4 protein-coding genes (1 of these 4 running past the window's edge) are annotated in these 20,676 nt (G+C 72.8%); 1 reads left to right on the top strand and 3 read right to left on the bottom strand.

Annotated elements, in window-relative coordinates:
- The 3 genes from ACFW9O_RS36465 to ACFW9O_RS36455 all read right to left on the bottom strand — a co-directional run.
- Positions 1–3,641, bottom strand: a 3,641-nt coding sequence (locus tag ACFW9O_RS36465) for a type I polyketide synthase (protein WP_384615454.1), incomplete at its 3' end; no start/stop codon positions are given.
- A gap of 281 nt (positions 3,642–3,922) precedes the next feature.
- Entirely contained in the window at positions 3,923–5,854 is a 1,932-nt protein-coding gene (locus tag ACFW9O_RS36460) for a hypothetical protein (RefSeq protein WP_384615452.1), read from the bottom strand.
- Entirely contained in the window at positions 5,839–6,639 is an 801-nt protein-coding gene (locus tag ACFW9O_RS36455) for an ABC transporter ATP-binding protein (protein WP_351174608.1), read from the bottom strand. Before ACFW9O_RS36455 ends, ACFW9O_RS36460 begins: the two co-directional genes overlap by 16 nt.
- Positions 6,640–7,079: 440 nt before the next feature.
- Here ACFW9O_RS36455 and ACFW9O_RS36450 point away from each other — a divergent pair.
- On the top strand, positions 7,080–20,676 hold part of the coding region annotated (locus tag ACFW9O_RS36450; RefSeq protein ID WP_384615449.1) for a type I polyketide synthase (this coding region is incomplete at its 3' end). 13,405 nt of the annotated region lie beyond the right edge of the window; 13,597 of 27,002 annotated nt are visible.

Raw genomic sequence — 20,676 nt, 5'->3', positions numbered from 1 at the left:
GACAGTTCTTCGACCAGACCCTCCGGAGCGACGCCCCCACGGCTGGTCAGGATCAGATGTGGCACGCCCCGGCCGGCCAGCCAGCGCGCCACCTCCACACCCAGAGCACCGGTGCCCCCGGTGACCAGGACCGTCCCCGAGGGCTGCCATCCCTCATCCGCCACAGCCGTCGGCACCGCACGTGCCATGCGGCGTCCGTAGACCCCGGAGCCGCGGACCGCGACCTGGTCCTCACCACCCTCAGCGGCAAGGACGCCCACCAGTCGGGTGCCCGCCCGCACGTCCAGGGTTTCGGGCAGGTCGATCATGCCGCCCCAGCGCTGCGGGAACTCCAGAGCCGCGACCCGGCCCAGACCCCACACCGCAGCCTGCACCGGATCAACCACCCGGTCCGAGGCGCCCACAGCGACCGCACCCCGCGTCACCACCCACAACGGCGCATCGACCCCGGCATCACCCAACGCCTGCAACAACACCGTCAGACCAGTGAGCTCATCCGCGACCACACCACCACCAGCAACCCGGCCCGCCGAAGCCAGCCCGGCAACCAGCACCACACCACGCACATCCCCGACCCCGGCGATCCGACCGGCCAGAGCGGCACGGTCCGACACCGCGTCCACCGCCAGGCCCACCACCTCGCCACCCGCAGCGGTCAACGCCCCTACCACATCACCGTCTTCAGGCCCCACCACCAACCAGGTGCCCGACATCGTGGTGACAGGCGCAGTCTCCAAGGGCTTCCACACCACCCGGTAGCGCCACGTGTCGATGACGGACCGCTGCAGTCGCTCCCGGCGCCACGACGCCAGCGCCGGAACCACCGAACCCAACAACTGCGGAGCTTCCGACAACTGCAGCGTGCCCGCGAGCTCGTCGAGATCACCGCGCTCCACCGCATCCCAGAACCGGGACTCGACCGGATCCACCCCACCAGCAGCACCCGCAACCGGCAACGACGGCGCATCCAGCCAGTACCGCTCATGCTGGAACGCATAAGTAGGAAGCGGGACTTGGCGGCCGGTGAGCACCGCAGACCAGTCCACGTCGACGCCGGCCGTCCACGCCTCGCCGAAGGAGGCCAGGACGCGCCGCATCCCGCCCTCACCACGCCTCAGCGTGCCCAGCGCCGTGGCTTCGGCGCCGGTCGCGTCGATGGTCTCCTCGATCCCCATCGTGAGTACGGGGTGCGCGCTGACCTCGATGAACGTGCGCATCCCCTGTCCCAACAGGGACCGGATCGTAGTCTCGAACTCCACCGTGGAACACAGGTTGTCGAACCAGTACCCGGCATCCAGACCGCCCTCGACCGCATTGCCGGTCAGGGTGGAGATCATCGGAATGGTGCCGGTAGCCGGGGACAGCCCGGTCAGATCCGCAAGGATCCGCTCCCGCAGTTCCTTCATCTGCGGCGAATGAGATGCGTAGTCCACCGGGATCCGACGCGTGCGGATCCCACGCCCCTCGCACTCCGCCATGAACGCGTCCAGGGCTTCGTCATCGCCGGAGACCACGGTGGAGGACGGGCCGTTCACCGCCGCCACCGACAGCCGTCCCGCCCATTCCGACACCAGGCCCTCGACCGCATCCCGCCCGGCGGCGACGGACACCATGCCCCCGTCACCGGCCACAGCGACCAGCGCCTTCGACCGCAACGCCACCACCCGTGCGCCGTCGTCCAGCGACAGCCAGCCCGCCACACACGCAGCGGCGATCTCACCCTGGGAATGACCCACCACCACGGACGGCACCACACCGGCCGACCGCCACACCTCCGCCAGGGCGACCAGCACCCCCCACAGCACCGGCTGGACCACGTCCACCCGGTCCAAGTCGGCTTCCTCCAACAGGACTTCACTCAGCGACCAGTCGACATACGGAGACAGCGCGGTCTCGCACTCCGTCAGCCGCTCACGGAATTCCGGCGAGGAATCCCACAACTCCCGCGCCATGCCCACCCACTGCGAGCCCTGGCCCGGGAACACGAACACCACGCCGCCAGAAACTGCTGGGGCGGATGCAGCCCCGGCGGCCGACGTGGCCGTGTGCAGGGCGGCCAGCAACTCGTCCCGCCCCTGACCCACCACGACCGCGCGATGCTCCAGCGCCGCCCGCGACGTCGCCAGCGACCACCCCACATCCACCGGGTCCAGCTCCGGAGCATCCGCGACGTACGTCCCGAGCCGCTCGATCTGCGCCCGGAGCGCGGTCTCGGACCGCGCCGACACCGTCCACGCCGACACTCCCGGCTCGGGAGTCCGCCCGGAGTCCTCAGTCGGCTCGGACTCCGGAGCCTGCTCCAGAATCACGTGTGCGTTCGTGCCGCTGATCCCGAACGACGAGATACCCGCACGCCGCGGACGGTCCGTCACGGGCCACGGGCGCGACTCGGTGAGCAGTTCCACCGCGCCGGCGGACCAGTCCACGTGCTGCGACGGCTCGTCCGCGTGCAGCGTGGCGGGCAGCACCCCGTTCTGCATGGCCAAGACCATCTTGATCACACCCGCGACGCCCGCCGCCGACTGGGTGTGACCGATGTTCGACTTCACCGAACCCAGCCACAGCGGGTGGCCGCCCTCACCGCGTTCCTGGCCGTAGGTCGCCAACAGTGCCTGCGCCTCGATCGGGTCACCCAGACGGGTACCGGTCCCATGGGCCTCCACTGCATCGACGTCGGCACCGGTCAGCCGTGCGTTGGCCAGCGCCTGCCGGATCACCCTCTGCTGGGACGGGCCGTTCGGCGCGGTCAGGCCGTTGGACGCGCCGTCCTGGTTGATCGCGCTGCCCCGTACCACCGCGAGGATCTTGTGGCCGTTGCGCTGTGCGTCCGACAGTCGCTCGAGCAGCAGCAGGCCGACGCCCTCGCCCCAGCCCGTACCGTCCGCGGCCTGGCCGAACGCCTTGCAGCGCCCGTCGGCCGCCAGCCCCTCCTGCCGGTCGAACTCGACGAACATGCCGGGGCCGACCATGACGGTGACGCCGCCGGCCAGCGCCATGTCGCAGTCGCCTGCCCGCAGGGCGAGGCCGGCCAGGTGGAGGGCGACCAGCGAGGAGGAGCAGGCCGTGTCGATGGTGACGGCGGGGCCTTCGAGGCCGAAGGCGTAGGAGACGCGGCCGGACGCGACGCTGGTCGCGTTGCCCGTACCGCGGAACGCCTCTCCGTCATCGGACATCGGCCCGTCGCCGTAGCCGGAGGTGGCCGCCCCGGCGAAGACTCCGACACCGTGTCCCCGGAGAGAGTGTGGGTTCACTCCGGCCGTCTCGAACGTCTCCCAGGCAGTTTCCAGCAGGAGACGCTGCTGGGGGTCCATGGCGACGGCCTCGCGCGGCGAAATGCCGAACAGGCCGGGGTCGAAGCCGGTGGCGTCGCGGACGAAGCCGCCCATCGCCGCCACGTCCGGCGGCAGGAGGGAGGACCAGCCGCGGTCGGAGGGGACCGGGGTGATGCCGTCTCCGCCGGTGGTGACCAGACGCCACAGGTCGGAGGGAGAGCGCACGTCCCCGGGAAACCGGCAGCCCATCGCGATAATGGCGATCGGCTCGTTCTCCCGGTCCTGCGCCGCCTGCAGGCGGCCGCGTGTGTGGCGGAGATCAGCCATCACGCGCTTCAGGTACTCGACGTACTTCTCTTCATTCTCCACCCGAATCCACCTTACTTCCGGGGCAGTGGGTAGAAATGTCAAGCCAGAACCCAACAGCCCTCTGCGACCCAGCAGCAAAGAGCTGCGGAGAACGGAGACCGGAATCAGATTAGGAGGTCAATGTGCTGATGGGGCAACCCCTAACCGACCCCTGATCGTCCTCGGGAAATGAATTCTCGGGGAATGGCGGAATGGCGGGGAGGCGGGGGGCGGAATGAGGGGATGACGGAATGGCAGAATGACGGAATCGGTATGGTGGAATGACGGGTGATCGGGGCGGGTCAGGCGGATTCGTATTCTTCGCGAAGGCTGTCGGAAGGGCCTGAGGCTTCTTCACCGGTTTCCGGGGCCGCCGGCCCGCCGCCGACGCGGCCGGAGGAAAGCCGGACGGCCTGAGTGAACAGCGCGAGGCCGATCACGATCATCACCGACGCGACCGCCCAGGACCAGGGGTGGGGCGTGTAGAGAGCCAGGAACCAGACCTTCACCTGAACGTCGAAGATCAGGAAGAGCAGGGGCACCAGACCCTGCGGGAAGAGCGCCAGGCCGCCGAACACCCAGGACAGGACTGCGGTCACTTCCTGGCGCTTGGTCAGCTGCGGCTTGGCCCGCGTCCCTGCGCTCGACGCTGCCGCGCCCGCCGTTGCCGCACCCGGCGTTCCGGCGCGCCCGGTCCGCATGAGGACGAGCAGTTCGGGGCCGTTCGTGGTGAGCCGGTCGGCGGCGACCCGGCCCAGCCATCGGGCGAGCAGGACACCGGTGGCCACACCGACCGGGACGCCGAGCCAGCTGACGACGGCGTTGTCGAGGACGGTGCCGAGGGTGACGAGCCCGGCCGCCGGCAGGGCGGGGAGGAGGGCGGCGAAGAACAGCATGTTGGACGGCCCGGTCGTGTCGGCCCGGTCGAGCGGGCTGTCCGGGCGCCTGTGGGCGTCGGGGCCGGGCACGAGGGCCGTGACCGAGGCGTACGCCATCATGCCGATACCCCCGCCGAGCAGGGCCGGGACGAGCGCGGCGACCCAGGGCCAGGCCCAGGAGTACCCGCTCAAGGCGGTGAACACGACTGTGACGACGACGGTCAGGGGGCCGAACAGCAGCAGGCACGCCCATTGTCGGCCGCGGACGTCGGCGCGCTGGCTTCCCGTGGTGAGGGTGAGCCACAGGCCCGTACCGTCCTGGCTGTACAGGTTGTAGGCGGTCGCGACGAGCATCACCGGCAGGGCCGGGCCCGCCCAGGGCAGCAGCGCCCCGGTGTGGAAGGTGAGCGGCAGCAGCGCCGTCCCCAGGGCCCAGGCGACAGGCGTGACCGCCATGGTGACGCGTTGCGGGTCCCGCAGCCACGTCCTGAGTTCCTTCCGGAGCACTGCTCCGGTCGCGCCGGAAAGTGCGCCTCGCCCTGGCGCCGCCCGGCGGGCGCTCCCGCGGACGACCGAACGGCCGTGACGGGCGCGGCCGAGGGCACGGCCCCAGGCGGCCAGCAGCAGCGCGCACAGGGCGAGGAGTCCGGCCAGGGTGCCGAGCGACTGCCACCAGTGCCCGCGGCCGGCGGCGTCGACGGCGACCACGCCCCACCCGGACGGGACGGCACGGATCGCGGCCGAGACGAAGGTGGAGAAGCCGGTCTCGGTCACCCGGGAGGAGACGACGGCCACGATGAGCATCCAGCCGGACTGGGTGAGCACCAGCATCGCCGCGAACAGCAGACCGGTGACGGCGGCGCCGAACCGGGAACCGGCGACGGCGCCGAACAGGGCGTGGGTGACCCTCGAGAGCAGGACCACGAACGCCAGCTGTGCGGCGGCGGCCGGGACGGACACCAGGGCCGGCCCCACGCCGGTACGGATGCCGTGGACGACGAGGCCGAGGAACGCCAGTGCGGTCACCACGGTGGTGATGCCGACGAGCCCGGCCGCGAGCAGTCCCAGGGCGAGTCGGCGGCGGGGGAGCGGCAGCAGGGCGAAGTGATCGCTGCGGAGAACCGCAGAGCCGCCCCACAGGGGACCGACCATCCAGCCGAGCGCCCAGATCAGGTACGTCGTGGCGAGCAGGTCGGCGACCAGACCCGGCGTGTCGAGCCGCACGAATGCCAGGGCGACGGTGGCAGTGGCGAACGCCAGGCCCAGGATGGCGCCGATGACCATCCAGACGGCCTTGCCGCCGGTCATGGAGTTGCGGATGATCCGCAGCTTCATCCGTATCAGGACGCCAGCCACGACAGACCCTCTCCCGTATGCGCGTCGGCCCCGACCAGGCGGACGAATGCCTCCTCGAGCGTGCTGTCGCCGCGCACCTCGTCCAGCGGCCCGGCGGCCACGACGTCGCCGCCGGCCATGACCGCGACCGTGTCGCAGAGCTGCTCGACCAAGGGCATGACATGGCTGGACAGGACGGCCGACCCGCCGGACGCGACGAAGCGCTGCAGAATCGTCTTGAGCGCGACGGCCGAGACCGGGTCGACCGCCTCGAACGGCTCGTCCAGTACCAGCAGTCGCGGCCGGTGCAGCAGCGCCGTGGCGAGCCCGATCTTCTTGCGCATTCCGGTCGAGTAGTCGACGACGAGGGTGCGTTCGGCCTCGGTGAGTTGCATGACCTCCAGCAGCTCGTCGACCCGCCCGGTGAGTTCGGCCGGCTCGATGCCGCGCAACTGGCCGATGTACGTCAGGACTTCACGGCCGGTGAGCCGCTCGGGCATCGACAGGCCGTCGGGCAGCACACCCAGCAGGGACTTGGCCCCGACAGGGTCGGACCAGACGTCGACGCCGAAGACCTCGCAGCGGCCGCCGTCCGGGCGCAGCAGACCGACGGCCATGGAAAGGGCCGTGGTCTTGCCGGCGCCGTTGGGCCCGACGAGGCCGAAGAAGGAACCCTGAGGGATGGTCAGATCGACGCGCCGGACGGCGACGTTGTCACCGAACTCCTTGTGCAGGCCGATCAGCCGCAGTGCGGGCGGCTCGCTGCCTGGGGCGGATCCCGGATCGTCGGCGTTCTGCTCCGTCACTTCCCGTTCCTTCCTGATGACACCGGGACCGGGCCCCGTCGGGCTCGGTCCGGCAGGGTGCGGCGGCGAGGAGAGGTGAACAGGCGGAAGGGTTCCGGATGTTCCCGGCAGCACGCGGACCGTGGCGCCTTGGGCGCCGCTGGAGGACCCTACCCGGCACGACGCCCCTACCGAGTACCCCTAGAACTCCGGCCGCGAACAGTGATCTTCCTGTCGCGCACCCGGCGGTCACCACCCACGGCAGCCGGCCGGACGGCCCCCGCCAGGAAAGGCGCGCCGGGCTCGGCGGCGAGCCTTTCCGGAAGTTCACGCCAGACACGTAGGGGCTGGTCAGACTCCCAATAGGGGTTGGTGCTCCGACAGGGCGTGGTTAGGGTCGGGTGCCGACCCGGTTCACGGCAGCGGTATCCATGGCGCATTCAGAGGTAGTTGGAGTTTCCATGCCTGAAATCTCTGCCGAAACGCAGGAAGCGGTGGCCGTGGTCGGGCTGGCCTGCCGGCTTCCCGGCGCCCCCACCCCGGACGCATTCTGGCAACTCCTGCGGAACGGCGTGGACGCGGTCGGCGAAATTCCGGAACACCGCTGGGACTTCACCGACGACGACCCGAATGCGGACCGTGCGGTGCGCCGCGGCGGATTCCTGGACCGAGTCGACGAATTCGACCCACGGTTCTTCGGAATCTCGCCGCGCGAGGCCGCGGCGATGGACCCGCAGCAACGGCTGATGCTCGAACTGAGCTGGGAGGCCCTGGAGGACGCGCGCATCGTCCCCCAGCGGCTGACCGGCGACCGGACCGGCGTCTTCGTCGGCGTCATGGGCAACGACTACGCCACTCTGAGCCACCGCGCCGGCCTCGCCGCCGTCGGCCGTCACTCGCTGACCGGTGTGCAGCGCGGCATCATCGCGAACCGGGTCTCGTACGCCGTCGGCCTGCGCGGCCCGAGCATGACCGTCGACGCAGGACAGGCCTCTTCGCTGGTGGCCGTGCACGTGGCCTGCGAGAGTCTGCGCCGCGGCGAGTCGACACTCGCGCTCGCCGGCGGCGTGCACCTCAACATCGCCGCCGAGAGCGCCGTGGCCGCGGCGGCCTTCGGCGCACTGTCACCCGACGGCCGCTGCCACACCTTCGACGCCCGCGCCAACGGGTACGTGCGCGGCGAGGGCGGAGTCGTCTTCGCTCTGAAGACCCTGTCGCAGGCCGTTGCCGACGGTGACGAGATCTACTGCGTCATCCGCGGCGGCGCCGTCAACAACGACGGCGGCGGCAGCGGCCTGACCGTGCCCGACGCCGACGCCCAGGCCGAGGTCCTGCGCGGCGCGTACCGGGCGGCGGGCGTCGGTCCCGAGCAGGTCCAGTACGTGGAACTGCACGGCACCGGAACGCCGGCCGGCGATCCCGTCGAGGCGCGCGCCCTCGGGACCGTGCTGGGCGGGGGACGGCCGACGGGCAGCCGCCTGCGGGTGGGATCGGCCAAGACCAACGTCGGGCACCTGGAGGGCGCCGCCGGTGCCGTCGGACTGCTGAAGGTCGCGCTGTCCCTGCGCAACAACGAGATCGCGCCCAGCCTCAACTTCGTCACCGCGAACCCCGCGATCCCCCTCGACGACCTCGGCCTGACCGTCCAGACCGAACTTTCGACCTGGCCCGCCGACGAGCAGACACGTATCGCCGGCGTGAGCTCCTTCGGTATGGGCGGCACCAACTGCCACATGGTGCTCACCGGATGGGAGCAGCCCCGGCCGGGCGACTCCGGACAGCCCGCAGACCCGGACGCCCCCGTGGCCTGGCCGCTGTCCGCACGGACCGGCGAAGCCCTGCGCGACCAGGCACGCCGGCTGTCGGAGCACCTCGCGGCCCGCCCCGACCTGCACCCCGCCGACGTCGGGTTCTCGCTGGCCACGACCCGGTCGGCGTTCGGCCACCGGGCGGTCGTGGTCGGCCGGGACCGGCAGGAACTGCTCGGCCGGCTCGACAGCCTCGCCCACGCCCGCCAGGACCCGGGCATCGTGACCGGCACCGCCGAACCCGGTGGGCTGGCCGTGCTGTTCACCGGTCAGGGGGCGCAGCGCCCCGGCATGGGGATGGGGCTCCACGAGGCGTTCCCGGTGTTCGCGGAAGCCTTCGACGCAGTGTGCGAGCACTTCGACCCGCGGCTGGGGCGGCCCCTGCGCGAGGTCCTGACCGACGGCGTCGACCTGGACCGGACGATGTGGGCCCAGGCGGGCTTGTTCGCCGTCGAGGTCGCCCTGTACCGGCTCGTCGAGTCGTGGGGCGTCACCCCGGACGTGCTGCTGGGTCACTCGCTCGGCGAGATCGTCGCGGCACATGTCTCCGGCATCCTGTCGCTCGACGACGCCTGCGTGCTGGTGGCCGAGCGTGGCCGGCTCATGCAGGCACTGCCCGCCGGCGGCGGCATGCTGGCCGTGCAGGCCGCCGAGGCCGACGTCACGGACTCCGGCCTCGACGTCGCGGCGGTGAACGGCCCGCGCTCCGTCGTGCTGTCCGGTGACGCCGAGGCGATCGGCCACTACGCCGCCGAGTGCGCGGCGCGGGGCTGGAAGTCCACCGTCCTGCCGGTGTCGCACGCCTTCCACTCGGCCCTGATGGAGCCGATGCTGGTGGAGTTCGGCGTGGTGCTCGCCGGACTGACGTTCCGGCAGGCACGCATCCCGGTCGTGTCGAACCTCACCGGAGCGATCGCCGAACCCGGGCTGATGCAGGAGCCCGAGTACTGGCTGCGGCAGGTCCGGGACACCGTCCGCTTCGCCGACGGTGTCGCCGCCACCGCAGCACTGGAGGTCACCCGCTACCTCGAACTCGGCCCCGACGGCGTGCTCGCTGCCATGGCGGGTACCTGCCGCACCGACGGCCCCGTGCTGACAGCGGCACTACGCAAGGGCCGTGACGAGGCCGAGACGCTGATCGGCGCGCTCGGACGCATGCACGCGGCGGGCGTGGGCCTGGACTGGACGGCGCTGCTGGCCGCTCACCGGCCCCGCCAGGTAGCCCTGCCCACCTACGCGTTCCAGCGGAGCCGGTACTGGCTCGGCGACCTCCCCGCCCGCCCGCTGCCCGCCGCGGCGGAGCCGACCGGCGAGGCCGCGCAGGCCCCCGGCCCACAGGCGCAGAAGCCGACGTCGATTCCGGAGCGCCCCGGAGCCCGCGCGGGGACCCGCGCCGTACTGCGGCTGATCCAGGAACACATCGCCGCTGTGCTCGGCCACAAGGGTCCCGACGACGTCGACGCCCGGCAGACCTTCCACGACCTCGGATTCGACTCGCTCGGTTCCGTCGAGCTGCGGGACCGGCTCGCCACGGCGCTCACCCTGCCGCTGCCGGACTCGCTGCTGTTCGACCACCCGACGCCGACCCGGCTCGCCTCACACCTCCAGGACCGGCTGGAGGACGGCGCCGACCCCGCCCTTCCTCCCGTCACGCCGGCCGCGACCGCCGATCCCGCCGATCCGATCGCGATCGTCGCGATGAGCTGCCGCTACGCCGCCGGGATCGCCACCCCCGAACAGCTGTGGCAGTTCCTGCTCGACGGTGGCGACGCCGTCACCGGCTTCCCCACCGACCGGGGCTGGAACGCCGAGGACATCTACCGCGACTCCACCCGCAACCCGAACGGAACGCTGCGGCCTGCCGGCGCGTTCCTCGACGGTGCCGGCGACTTCGACGCCGCCTTCTTCGGTATCTCGCCGCGCGAAGCCCTGGCCATGGACCCCCAGCAGCGGCTGCTCCTGGAAACCGCGTGGGAGGCAGTCGAGCGCCTGGGCGTCGATCCGGACTCGCTCCGGGGCAGCCGGACCGGCGTATTCGTCGGCGCCACCGCCCAGGACTACGGCCCTCGCATGCACGAGGCGCCCCCGGAGCTGGAAGGCCACCTGCTGACCGGCAGCACGCCGAGCGTCGCCTCCGGCCGCATCGCGTACGTGCTCGGCCTGGAGGGCCCGGCCGTCACCGTCGACACCGCCTGCTCGTCCTCACTCGTGGCACTGCACCTGGCCGCACAGGCCCTGCGGGCCGACGAGTGCGACATGGCGCTGGCCGGCGGCGTGACCCTGATGGCGACCCCGGGCATGTTCACCGAGTTCAGCCGCCAGCAGGGCCTGGCCCCGGACGGCCGCTGCAAGCCGTTCGCCGCCGCAGCCGACGGCACCGGCTGGGGCGAGGGCGCCGGCCTGCTGGTCCTCGAACGACTCTCCGACGCCCGGCGCCTCGGCCACGAGGTCCTCGCGGTCGTCCGCGGCAGCGCCGTCAACCAGGACGGAGCCTCCAACAGCCTCAGCGCGCCGAACGGCCCCTCCCAGGAACGAGTCGTCCGGCAGGCCCTGGCCAACGCCCGGCTGACCAGCGCCGACGTGGACGCCGTCGAGGCCCACGGCACCGGCACCGCCCTCGGAGACCCGATCGAGGCACAGGCGCTGCTGGCCTCCTACGGCCGGCAGCGCCCGGCCGGACACCCGCTGCTGCTCGGCTCCGTGAAGTCGAACATCGGGCACACACAGGCCGCCGCAGGCGTCGCCGGCGTCATCAAAATGGTGCTGGCCATGCGGCACGGCGTGCTGCCCCGCACCCTGCACATCGACGAAGCCACCCCCAGGGTCGACTGGTCCGCCGGCGAACTGAGGCTGCTGACCGAGACGACGCCCTGGCCGCGGCTCGACCGACCGCGGCGAGCCGCCGTCTCCTCCTTCGGGATCAGCGGCACCAACGCCCATCTGATCCTCGAAGGCCACGCGGAGCCCCCCGCCCCCGAACCCGGCAACCTGCCGCCCGCCGTGCCCGTGCTGATCTCCGCGCGCGGCGACGCCGCGCTACGCGCCCAGGCGCACCAGCTGGCCGGATTCCTGCGCGACCGGAACGACCTCGACCTCGCCGCCCTCGGCCACACCCTGGCCACCGGCCGCGCCGCGTTCGACCGACGGGCCGCCGTCGTCGCTGCCGACCGGGACGGGATCCTCGCTGGACTCGACGCGCTGGCGGCCCGGCTACCCGCGCCCGGCGTCGTCGAGGGCACCGCCGGCCGGCCGGACGGGACCGTGTTCGTCTTCCCCGGGCAGGGCTCCCAGTGGACCGGCATGGCCGCCTCCCTGCTGGACACCAGCGAGGCCTTCCGCGACGAGATCCACGCCTGCGCGGCAGCCTTCGAACCCTACGCGGACTGGTCCCTCGTCGACGTGCTCCGTGGCGCCGACGGCGCACCACCCCTGGACCGGGACGACATCGTCCAGCCCGCCCTCTTCGCGGTCATGGTGTCGCTGGCCGCCCTGTGGCGCTCGGCAGGCGTCGAACCGGCCGCGGTCGTCGGCCACTCCCAGGGCGAGATCGCCGCGGCCTACGTCGCCGGCGGCCTGACGCTCCCCGACGCCGCCCGGATCGTCGCGCTGCGCAGCCGGTACGTACGAACCCTCGCCGGCACCGGCGGCATGGTGTCCGTGCCGCTGCCCGCCGCCGACGTCCGGTCCCGGCTGGCCGGTCGAAGCGGCCTGATCGGAGTCGCCGCCCTCAACGGCCCCTCCGCCACAGTCGTCTCCGGCGACGCGGCAGCACTCGACGAACTCCTCACCGACTACGAGGCCGAGGGGATCAGGGCGCGCCGCCTCCCGGTCGACTACGCGTCCCACTCGCCCCACGTGGACGCCTTCCACGACGAACTCGTCGACGCGCTCGGCCCCCTCACCCCGCGCACGGGCGACGTCCCGTTCTACTCCACGGTCACCGGCGAACCACTGGACACCGCGCACCTGGACGCCGACTACTGGTTCCGCAACCTGCGCGAGACCGTGCGCTTCGAACCCGCGGTGCGCGCCCTGCGCGCCGCCGGGCACGACACGTTCCTCGAATCCAGCGCCCACCCGGTGCTGACCGCGGCCGTCGCCGACACGCTCGACGCCATGGGCCGGCCCGGCACCGCACTCGGAACCCTCCGCCGCGACCACGGCGACCACGCCCAGTTCGTGACCGCCATGGCGGATGCCTGGACCCACGGCGTACGGCCCGACTGGGCGACCGTCTTCACCGCACCGGCCCGCAAGGTGCAGCTGCCCACCTACCCCTTCCAGCGCGAACGCTTCTGGCTCGTCCCCGCCCAGCCGCACGCCGGGGCCGACGCCCTCGGCCTGGACAGCACCGACCATCCGCTGCTCGGCGCCATGGTCGACGTCGCCGAGGACGGCACGCTCCTCCTCACCGGCCGCCTGTCGCCGACGGCCCAGCCGTGGCTGGCCGACCACACGCTCCTCGGCCGGACCGTGCTGCCCGGCTCCGCCCTCATCGACCTCGCGCTGTACGCCGGACGCCGGTGCGGGCACCCCCGCGTCGACGAACTCACCCTGCAGACGCCGCTGATCGTGCCCGAGGACGAGCCGCTGCAGCTGCAGATCGTGGTGCTGCCGCCCGACGACACCGGCCGACGGCCCGTCACCATGCACTCCCGCCCGGCCACCGGCGCCGACCGGGTCCCGTGGACCTGGCACGCCACCGGCGCACTCCGCGCCGCCGGCCCCGCCCGGTCGCCCCGGTCGGCCCCGGCCGCCTGGCCGCCCCCCGGCGCGACAGCCGTTCCGCTCGACGGCGCCTACTCCCGGCTCGCCGACCTCGGCTACGCCTACGGCCCCGCCTTCCAAGGGCTGCGCGCCTGCTGGCGGCACGGCGAGGAGATCTACGCCGAGGCCACCCTCCCCGACCCCGATCCTCAGCACACCGCCGGATTCGAGCTCCACCCCGCCCTTCTCGACGCCGCGCTGCACGCCCTGCTGCCCCTCGACGGCGGCCCGGCCGACACCCGGCTGGCCTTCAGCTTCAGCGGCGTCCAACTGCACGCCACCGGCGCGAGCGCCGTGCGGGCCCGCATCGGCGCCCCCGACCGCGACGGCGCGGTCACCGTCGAACTGACCGACCCCTCGGGCGGCGCGGTCGCCACGATCGAAGCCCTCACGCTGCGCCCCGTCGACCCCCAGCAGCTCGCGGCCGCGACGACCGGCCCCGACCCGCTCTGGCGCCTGGAGTGGGTGACGCTCCACGACGACACCCCCGCCCCGCCCGGCGACTGGGCGCTCATCGGCGAACCGGCCGCCGGCTCCGACGCCCCCGCCAGGCACTACCCGGACCTCGCCACCCTGCAGGCCGCACTCACCGCCGGCGGGACAGCACCGGAAGCGGTCGCCGCGCACCTCGTCGGAGGACACTTCACCGGAGGAACCGGCGACCCGGTCGCCGACGCCCACCGCGCCGCCCTCGACACGCTGACACTGCTCCAGACCTGGCTCGCCGACCCGCGCCTGACCGGCACCCGGCTCGTCCTGCTCACCCGCGGCGCCGTCGCCACCAGCGGCGACGAGGACGTCCACGACCTGGCCGTCGCCACCGCGCGCGGCCTGATCCGCACCGCCCAGGCCGAACACCCCGGGCGGTTCGTGCTCGTCGACCTCGACGACAACACACCCATCGACCGGGCGCGGGCCGAGGCGACCCACCGTAACGAGCCCCAGCTCGCGCTCCGCGGCGACCGCGTACTGGCCGAGCGACTCGCCCGCGTCACCACCACACCCCAGGCGAGCCCCGTCGACGCCGACGGCACGGTCCTGATCACCGGCGGCACCGGCGCAGTCGGCCGGCTCATCGCCCGGCACCTGGTCACCACGCACGGCGCCCGCCGCCTCGTCCTCGCCAGCCGAAGTGGCGAGGACGCCGACGGAGCCGCCGAACTCACCGCCGAACTCACCCGACTCGGCGCCCACGTCACCGTCACCGCCTGCGACGCCGCCGACCCGCAGGCGCTCCGCACGCTCCTCGCCGGCATCCCCGCCGAACACCCGCTGCGCGTGGTCGTCCACGCCGCCGGCGTCGTCGACGACGCCGCGATCCACACACTCACCCCCGACCAGCTCACCACGGTGCTGCGGCCCAAGGCCGACGCGGCCTGGCATCTCCACGAACTCACCGCAGACCTCGATCTCGCGGCGTTCGTCCTCGTCTCCTCGCTGGCCAGCACCATCGGAACCGCCGGACAGGGCAGCTACGGCGCGGCCAACACCTTCCTCGACGCCCTCGCCCAGCACCGCCATGCCCGCGGCCTGCCCGCCGTGTCGCTGCTCTCAGGGCTGTGGGACACCGGCATGGGCGGCCGGCTCGGCGACGCCGACCTGGCACGGCTGACGCGCACCGGACTCGCCCCCATGCGTCCCGAACAGGCGCTCGCCCTCTTTGACGCGGCGCTGCCCGGCGGCGAACCGCTGCTCGCGCCTGCCCGGCTGAACCTCCCGGAACTGCGGGCCGCCGCCCGGACCGACCCGGACGCCGTCGCCGCACCGTTGCGTGGACTGGTCGGCGAGCCACGGCGGCGCGCCGCCGCCGCGCCCGAGGCCCTGACCGGCCTCGGCCTGGACCTGGCGGCGCTACCGGAAGCGGAGCGGCACCGCACCGTTCTCGACCTCGTCCGCGGTCACGCCGCCGCCGTGCTGGGCCGCGCCGCCACCGGTGACGTGGACGCCGCCCAGGCATTCAAGAGCCTCGGCTTCGACTCGCTCATCGCGGTGGAGTTCCGTAACCGGATCAACGCCGCCACCGGTCTGCGGCTGCCGAGCACGATCGCCTTCGACCACCCCACGCCGAACGCCCTTGCCGAGCAGCTCCTCGCGCGACTGCTGCAGCGGCCGACGGAGTCCGCCGACGCGGCCACGCCCACGACGACCCACGTCGGTGAACCCGTCGCCGTCGTCGCCATGGCCTGCCGGTACCCCGGCGGCGTCGCCTCCCCCGAAGACCTCTGGCGCCTCGTCACCAGCCGGGCCGACGTCATCTCGGCCCTGCCCGACAACCGCGGCTGGGACCTGGACGCGCTCTACGACCCCGACCCCGACGAGCCCGGCCGCTCGTACACCGGCGAAGGCGGATTCCTCCTCGACGCCGACCAGTTCGACCCGGCGTTCTTCGGCATCTCGCCGCGCGAGGCCCTGGCCATGGACCCCCAGCAGCGGGTGCTGCTGGAAACCGCTTGGGAAGCGCTCGAACGCGCCGGTATCGACCCGACGACGCTGCGCGGCAGCCGGACCGGAGTCTTCGCCGGCGCCGCCACGCAGGAGTACGGTCCGCCTCTCGATCAGCCGTTGGAAGGATCCGAGGGCTACCGGCTGAGCGGCGGCCTGGGCAGTGTCGCGTCCGGCCGAGTCGCCTACGCCCTCGGCCTGGAAGGCCCCGCTATCACGGTCGACACCGCGTGCTCGTCGTCACTGGTGGCGACGCACCTGGCGGTCCAGGCCCTGAACAACGGCGACTGCGACCTCGCTCTCGCCGGCGGCGTGACGGTGATGGCGGGCCCGGGACTGTTCGTGGAGTTCAGCCGCCAGCGCGCCCTGTCCCAGGACGGCCGGTGCCGGGCATTCGGCGCGGAAGCTGATGGCTTCGGCCTCGGTGAGGGCGTCGGCCTGGTGTTGCTGGAGCGGCTGTCGGACGCCGTGCGCAACGGGCATCAGGTACTGGCGGTGGTGCGCGGCAGTGCCATCAACCAGGACGGTGCGAGCAATGGTCTGACGGCGCCGAACGGTCCGTCGCAGCAGCGGGTGATCCGGCAGGCGTTGGCGAATGCCCGGCTGACCGGTGCGGACGTCGACGTGGTGGAGGCGCACGGCACCGGAACCCGTCTCGGGGATCCGATCGAGGCGCAGGCGTTGCTGGCCACCTATGGCCAGGACCGCGACGAGACCGGTCCGTTGTGGCTGGGTTCGCTGAAGTCGAACATCGGCCACGCCCAGGCTGCCGCAGGCGTGGCCGGGCTGATCAAGATGGTCATGGCGATGAGGCACGGCGTCCTGCCGGCGACCCTTCATGCCGAAGAGCCGTCGCCGGAGGTGGACTGGTCGGCGGGTGCGGTGGAGCTGCTGACGGAGTCCCGGGCGTGGCCGGAGGTGGACCGCCCGCGCAGGTCCGGCGTGTCGTCGTTCGGGATCAGTGGCACGAACGCGCATGTGATTCTGGAGCAGGCGCCGGCCGGAACTCCCGCCCAGACTGCGGCAGTTCCTGCTTCGGGTGTGTCGGCGTGGGTGGTGTCGGCGAAGTCCGAGGCCGGGTTGCGGGCGCAGGTGGAGCGGCTCGGGGCGTATGTCGAGGGCGATGCTGGGCTGGATCCGGTGGATGTGGGCTGGTCGCTGGCGACGACGCGGGCGGCGCTGGAGCATCGCGCGGTGGTGGTGGGGGAGGACCGGGAGGAGCTGCTGGCTGCCCTGCCCATGGCCACTTCGGCCACCGTTGTTTCTGGTGGTGTGGTGTTCGTGTTCCCGGGTCAGGGCTCGCAGTGGGTCGGCATGGCACGGGAGCTGTGGGACACCTCGCCGGAGTTCCGCGAGCGGCTGACCGAGTGCGAGGCCGCACTGGCCCCGTATGTCGACTGGTCGCTCAGTGAAGTCGTTGTGCAGGACGGCGACTTGGACCGGGTGGATGTGGTCCAGCCGGTGCTGTGGGCGGTGATGGTGGCCCTGGCGGAGGTGTGGAGGTCGGCCGGTGTGGTGCCCTCCGCGGTGGTGGGGCATTCGCAGGGTGAGATCGCGGCTGCGTGTGTGGCGGGCTGGTTGTCGCTGGATGACGCGGCGCGGGTGGTGGCGTTGCGGTCGAAGGCGCTGGTTGCTGTGGCCGGTGGCGGGGGCATGGTGTCTGTCGCCGCCGGGCGGGGCACGGTCGAAGACCTGATGTCGGACCGGGTGGGTCGGGTGTCGGTGGCGGCGGTGAACGGTCCGTCCTCCACCGTGGTCTCCGGCGACGACGAAGCCCTGGACGCGTTCATGGCCGAGTGCGAACGCCGTGACATCCGCACGCGTCGGGTCCCGGTGGACTACGCATCGCACTCGGCGCGGATGGATCAGCTCCGGGAGCGGATCCTTACGGATCTGGCAGGGCTGGCCCCTTCTGTCGGCACGATTCCCATGCTCTCCACGCTCACCGGTGACACCGTCAACGGTGATCTCGATGCCCAGTACTGGTTCGACAACCTGCGTTCCACGGTGGAGTTCGAGACTGCGGTCCGGTCCCTCCTCGATCAGGGCATGCGCACCTTCATCGAGGTCAGCGCGCACCCCGTACTCACGGTGGGTGTGGAGGAGACGGTCGACGCGGCTGGTGTCGAGGCCGTGGTGCTGGGCACGTTGAGGCGTGGTGAGGGCGGGATGCGGCGCGTCCTGTCCTCCCTCGGCGAGGCATGGACAGCTGGCGTCGACGTGGACTGGACCACGGTGCTCACCGGCCGTCAAGTCCCGCTCCCGACCTATGCGTTCCAGCATGAGCGGTACTGGCTGGACGTGCCTTCGCTGCCGGTCCAGGACGCCGCCGGGGTGGTGGATCCGGTCGAGTCCCGGTTCTGGGACGCGGTGGAACGCGGTGATCTCGACGAGCTCGCGGGCACGCTGCAGTTGTCGGAAGCCCCGCAGTTGTTGGGTTCGGTGGTTCCGGCGCTGGCGTCGTGGCGCCGGGAACGGCGACAGCGGTCCGTCATCGACACCTGGCGCTACCAGATCGCCTGGAAACCGCTCACCGACCTGCCGTCGACCGCCGCCCTTTCCGGCACCTGGCTGGTCGTGCTCCCGGAGGTCACCGTGGCCCGAGGCGACACGGCCGGCCCCGCGGTGACCGCGCTCCGCCGCGCCGGCGCCGACGTCGTGGAGTTCACGGTCGGCGCCCGGGACACCGATCCCAGAGATCTCGCCGCCCGGATCCGCGAGGCCTGCGGCCGGAACCCGGCCGGTGTGCTCAACCTCGCTGCACTCGCCGACGAAGGCATTCCCACCGCCGCGCTGCCGGCCGGCGTCTCGGCCACCCTGACCCTGGTGCAGGCTCTCGGCATCGCCGGCTTCGGCGCGCCGGTGTGGACCGCCACCCGTGCGGCGGTCTCCACCGGCCGCTCCGACCGGCTGGACGCCCCGGTCCAGGCGCAGTTGTGGGGCCTCGGCCGGGTCATCGCACTTGAACACCCGCGCCTGTGGGGAGGGCTGATAGACCTGCCCGCCGAAGTCGACGCACGGACGGGCGGACGGCTCGCCGCTCTCCTGGCCGGCGGCACCGGCGAGGACCAGGTCGCGCTGCGCCCCTCCGGCGCCTACGCCCGCCGGCTGCGACGCGCGCCGCTGCGCGAGCGGACCGCCGAGCGCCGGCAGCCGGGCGGCACCGTGCTGGTCACCGGCGCCGACGGTCCGCTGGGCGCTCACGCCGCGCGCTGGGCCGTCGGCCGGGGCCCGTCACGGCTGCTGCTCGTCAGTGACAACGGAGCCGACGACCACGCTGCGGCAAAGCTCGCCGCCGAGCTGTCGGGCGCCGGCGTCCCGGTGTCGGTCCTGGCCTGCCGCGTCACCGATCCCGACGCCGTCCAGAACCTGTTGGCCGCGATACCGGCGGAAGAGCCGCTGTCCTCTGTGGTGTTCACCGCCGCCGTGCCGTCCAGCGGCCCCGTCGACGAGACCGGCGCCGAAGAGTTCGGGCAGGCGCTGGCAGGCAGGGTCCTGGGTGCCACCGCCCTGCATCAGGGCCTCGGCGACACCCCGCTCGACGCCTTCGTCCTCTTCTCCTCCGTCGCCGGAACATGGGGCGGCGCCGGACAGGGCGCCTACGCGGCGGCCAACGCGTACCTGGAGGCCCTCGCCGAGTTCCGCCGTAGCCGCGGCCTGCCGGCGACCTGCGTCGCCTGGGGCCCTTGGGACGACGGCGCCCAGGTTCCCGACGGCCACAGCCTCGAACACCTGCATCGCCGGGGTCTGACCGCGATGGCTCCCGGGATGGCGCGGGCCGCGCTCGACCGGGCCGTCGACCACGGCGACGGGTATGTAGCGGTCGCCGACATCACCTGGCCGGCGTTCGTCGCGACGTTCACCTCGACGCGGCCCAGCCGGCTGCTCGCGGACCTGCCGGACCTGCAGCCCGCGCCCGAGCCGTCCCACCGGTACGACCAGCCGGACCGCGCCGGCCGCGTCGCTGCCCTGACCGGCGCCCAACGCGAGCAGGAGATGCTCACCCTGGTCCGCGCCCAGGTCGCCGCGGTCCTCGGCCACTCAGGCCCCGAAAGCGTCGACCCGGGCCGCTCGTTCAAGGACCTCGGCTTCGACTCGCTGACGGCTGTCGAACTCGGCAAGCGGCTGCGGGCGGCAACCGGGGTGGCGGTGCCCGCCACCGCAGTCTTCGACCACCCCAGCGTGCGGATCCTGGCCGGGCATCTCGCCCGCGGCCTCACCGGCCCCGGCGCCCCGGCGGCCGTGGCCGTGGCCGCCGTCGACGACGACCCCATCGTCATCGTCGGCATGAGCTGCCGGTTCCCGGGCGGAGCCACGAACCCGGCAGCGCTGTGGCGGCTGTTGTGCGACGGGGGCGACGCCATCACCGAATTCCCCTCCGACCGTGGCTGGGATGTCGACGCACTCTTCGATCCCGACCCGGCCCACCAGGGCACGACCTACACCCGCCACGGCGGATTCCTCCCCGACGCCGGGGACTTCGACGCCGAACTGTTCGGTGTCTCCCCGCGCGAGGCGCTGGCCATGGACCCGCAGCAGCGGCTGCTGCTCGAGGCGTCGTGGGAGGCGCTCGAGGACGCCGGTATCGCCCCGGCCGCGATCAAGGGCGTCCCCGGCGGCGTCTTCATGGGCGTCACCGCCTCCGGATACGGTCGCGCCGCCAGACTGCCGGACAGCGTCGAGGGGCACCTCCTCACCGGCACCGCCACGAGCGTCGCCTCCGGCCGCCTCGCCTACACCTACGGTCTCGAGGGCCCGGCGATCACGGTCGACACCGCCTGCTCGTCCTCCCTGGTCGCCCTCCACCTGGCCGCCCAGGCGCTGCGCAACGGCGAGTGCGCCGTCGCCCTGGCCGGCGGCGTCACCGTGATGGCCACCCCCGAGGCGTTCGTCGAGTTCAGCCGCCAGCGCGGGCTGGCCGCCGACGGCCGCTGCAAGCCGTTCTCGGCGGCCGCGGACGGCACCAGCTGGTCCGAAGGCGCCGGAGTCCTGGTGCTGGAACGCCTCTCGGACGCGCAGCGTCACGGGCACCGGATCTGGG

This window comes from Streptomyces sp. NPDC059499, from assembly GCF_042749285.1.
Lineage (GTDB): Bacteria > Actinomycetota > Actinomycetes > Streptomycetales > Streptomycetaceae > Streptomyces.
This window is presented reverse-complemented; position numbering and strand designations above follow the sequence as displayed.